The following is a 3152-nucleotide window of genomic DNA, read 5'->3' on the forward strand; positions in this document are numbered from 1 at the left end:
GGTATAGGCCGCCGCGTTAATGACCACATCTGCGTCCGTGTTCGCGATGATGCCGGCGCAAGTGGCGAGATCGCTCAGATCCGCCTCTGTGCGCCCCAGCGCTGTGACGTCGCCGTAACGTTGTAGCTCCGTTGCTACCTGTCCGGTTTTACCAAAGACCAGAACACGCATCAGTTCAGCGGAACGCTCACGCGCAGTTGCAGGGTTTCCATGCCCGGATTGACGTTTGAAATACCACCGTTGGAGCGGTGATCGTAGGACAGGCCGACGCGCAATCCGTTCTTGGCCTGCCAGCCCAGTTCCGCCCCCGAGCGGAACTCGATATCATGGCCCAGATTGGGGCCTGTGCCTTGGGCGTAAACACCGGGCATGAAGTGCAGTTGCGCATAGCCGCCGGTGCCGGAGGGACGTTCCCAAAAGCGGGTTGTATGCGTGGCCCCGACGCCGACCCAGACATCATTGCTGTCTGTCACAGAGAGGCCGATGGCTGGCTGAAAGGGTCCGAAAGAGGTGCCCATGTCATAGCGCAGATAGGTCTCGCGCCCGATGGAATTGCCCTGAAAAATCACGTCGCCATAAGACAGCGCAATCGCCTCTTGCGCGGGGGTCCTGGCCAGACAGGCACCGGTCTGGCAATCGTCGGTTTTCATGTCCCAAAGACCAACCACGAAGAAAAGTACTGCCAGACGTCCGTCCATGTTACGGTCCTACATCTACTAGAAGATACATCACATAAAACCAAATTTTCATTTAGGCTGACTCGCTCGAATTATGACGTTGAAGCGCCCCGCTTATCAATACAAAGGCACAGCTGACAAGAAGTCCAAACAACAAGGAAAATATCAGGATGACAGGGGCATTCCGCGTATTTTTAACTCTGATTACCTCTTTTTTAATATTGAAAATTTCAGACCCCAAGGCAAAGGGAGAGGTTTCGATCGCTTCTCGAAACAGCATTGCAGACTCATCATTTTCAAGCGCAATCGCGTCGCGCTTAACATTCAAAAAAGCTTGGTCCAGCAGGTATTTTTCTTCGCCCTCTCTGGACTCAATCAAGTCTATTTCCCTTTCCAAAGATTTATACCCTCTTAGGTATAAGGTTTCAGGACGGTTGGGCGACGTGAAACCGTATTCTGAGACTTTAAATGAAAACAGGTTTTCCTGAGATCCCTTTGTCAGGTTGTTTTCTGCTAGATCGAGTTCGCGCGCGATTGAAGCCTGTTCCTTCAGAAAGAGAAGCCTGCCTGCTGTCTCTAAATCGGTCGCCTCCATCACTGAAACCAAATTGCGGGCCAAATTTTCGCGTTCATTAAGAGTTCTGCGCTCTACGTTATCAGCGAGACCAGTCAACAGTCTAAGCTGGCCACTATTTAAATTTTCCTCAGCGCTTGATAGAGCCTTCACAAGAATATCTAAGAGCTGGCTTTTATCACGCCAATTAAAACTTATACGCACTTCAGGGTCACGTTCTGTTGCCTGAATTATCGAGATATTTGAGACAAGCGCGCCCCTTGCCTCGAAGAATTCCTCGTCGGACATATTCCTATAAGTAGCATTATATTCCTTCACTGCCGCTTCAAACTCTTCTAAATCTTGAAGCTCGCGCACCATACCAGTCACAAGACCATCTGTCGAAATCTCAAACAGATTGGCACTAGCGCTACTTCGGCCCGTATTTTGCAAGAATTCAGCGTAATGCTCTTTTATGCCATCATTCAAAGGAGCGTATGTAGCCAGCCTATCTCCCGCAGGGCCACGTAGAACGAACTCTCCAGAATATTTTCCAGGCGTCAGCAGCAGATACCCAAGGCCAATGCACCCACATAGGAAGGAAATTAGCGCTATAAACAGCCTTTTACGCCAAAGCTTAACTAACAACTCGATCAAATCGATCTCATCATGTGACCCATAGTGCTCTTGAGAAGCGCTCATAAATTACTGTCCTTAAAAACCTTCGTAGTCCTTCTTCTAGTTAACATATCATACACTGTCACGCCGCTTTATAATTGACGTTATCCAGCGCCCAATCGCGTTCCAACCCCTTCACGAACCTGTAACGCGCGCCACCATACTTCATTGTCTAGATACCAGCGCACTGTCCGCTCCAAGCCTTCCTCGAGCGTCACCGAGGGACGCCAGCCCAGTTCATCGCGAATGCGCGTGGGGTCAATCGCGTAGCGCATGTCATGGCCGGGGCGATCGGTGACGAAAGTGATTTGATCTGCGTAGGGGGTATCTTTGGGACGCATCTGATCGAGATGGGCGCAAATCATCCGCACGAGGTCGATGTTCTTCGCCTCGTTCTCGCCGCCGATGTTGTAGCTGCGGCCCAGTGCGCCGCGTTCCAGTACCGTCAGCAGCGCATCTGCGTGATCCTCGACATAGAGCCAGTCGCGGATATTCTCGCCCTTGCCGTAGACAGGGATGTCCTTGCCCGCGAGCGCATTGAGGATCACCACAGGCACCAGCTTTTCAGGGAAATGATAAGGGCCGTAATTGTTGGAGCAATTAGTCAGCACCACAGGCAGCCCATAGGTTTCGCCCCATGCGCGTACCAGATGGTCACTGGCGGCTTTGGACGCCGAATACGGCGAGCGTGGATCGTAGGGCGTGTCCTCTGTGAACATGCCTGTCGCGCCGAGCGAGCCGTAGACCTCATCGGTCGAAATATGATGGAAGCGGAACGCCTCTGGCTTGCCTTGCGCACTCCAATAGCTGCGCGCTGCCTCTAACAATGTGTAAGTGCCGGTGATGTTGGTTTCGATAAACGCGCCGGGGCCGTCGATGGAGCGGTCCACATGGCTCTCTGCTGCAAGGTGCATAATGACGTCTGGCTGGGTCTCTTTCAGGATACGCTCCATAGCGGCGCGCTCACAAATATCGGCGTGAAAGAAAACATAATTCTCATTATCGGCAACGGATTTGACGTTGTCGAGACAGGCCGCATAGGTCAGTTTATCGACATTGACGACCGCTTTCCCCTGCGCAATCGCCGCGCGCACAACCGCAGATCCGATAAAGCCCGCGCCACCTGTGATTAGAAGTTTCATGTGGCAGCTCCTTCAAAGACAAACGGGCTGTCAAAGTCCTTCAGCAGCGGCGCCGCGGCGTCCTTGTCAGACAAAATAGCCTTGTTAGAACCTATATTCCAC

At 52.2% G+C, this 3152-nt stretch carries 4 protein-coding genes; all 4 read right to left on the bottom strand.

Features of this window, described 5'->3' with window-relative positions:
• Positions 1 to 171: sugar nucleotide-binding protein (locus tag WBC85_RS07290; RefSeq protein WP_424434590.1), on the bottom strand; the 171-nt coding region annotated here is incomplete at its 3' end.
• Complete coding sequence (locus WBC85_RS07295) at positions 171 to 698, bottom strand: acyloxyacyl hydrolase (protein WP_424434581.1); 528 nt, start codon at positions 696 to 698, stop codon at positions 171 to 173. The genes WBC85_RS07295 and WBC85_RS07290, both read right to left, overlap by 1 nt.
• Positions 699 to 750: 52 nt before the next feature.
• A complete protein-coding gene (locus WBC85_RS07300) occupies positions 751 to 1932 on the bottom strand; it encodes a Wzz/FepE/Etk N-terminal domain-containing protein (RefSeq protein ID WP_424434584.1) in 1182 nt (393 codons plus the stop codon).
• Positions 1933 to 2012: 80 nt separating this feature from the next.
• Positions 2013 to 3050, bottom strand: coding sequence for a dTDP-glucose 4,6-dehydratase (rfbB, locus tag WBC85_RS07305; RefSeq protein ID WP_424434587.1), 1038 nt, complete (start codon positions 3048 to 3050; stop codon positions 2013 to 2015).
• Between the last annotated feature and the right edge of the window lie 102 nt (positions 3051 to 3152).

Source organism: Planktotalea sp., from assembly GCF_049680325.1.
Classification (GTDB): Bacteria; Pseudomonadota; Alphaproteobacteria; order Rhodobacterales; family Rhodobacteraceae; genus Planktotalea.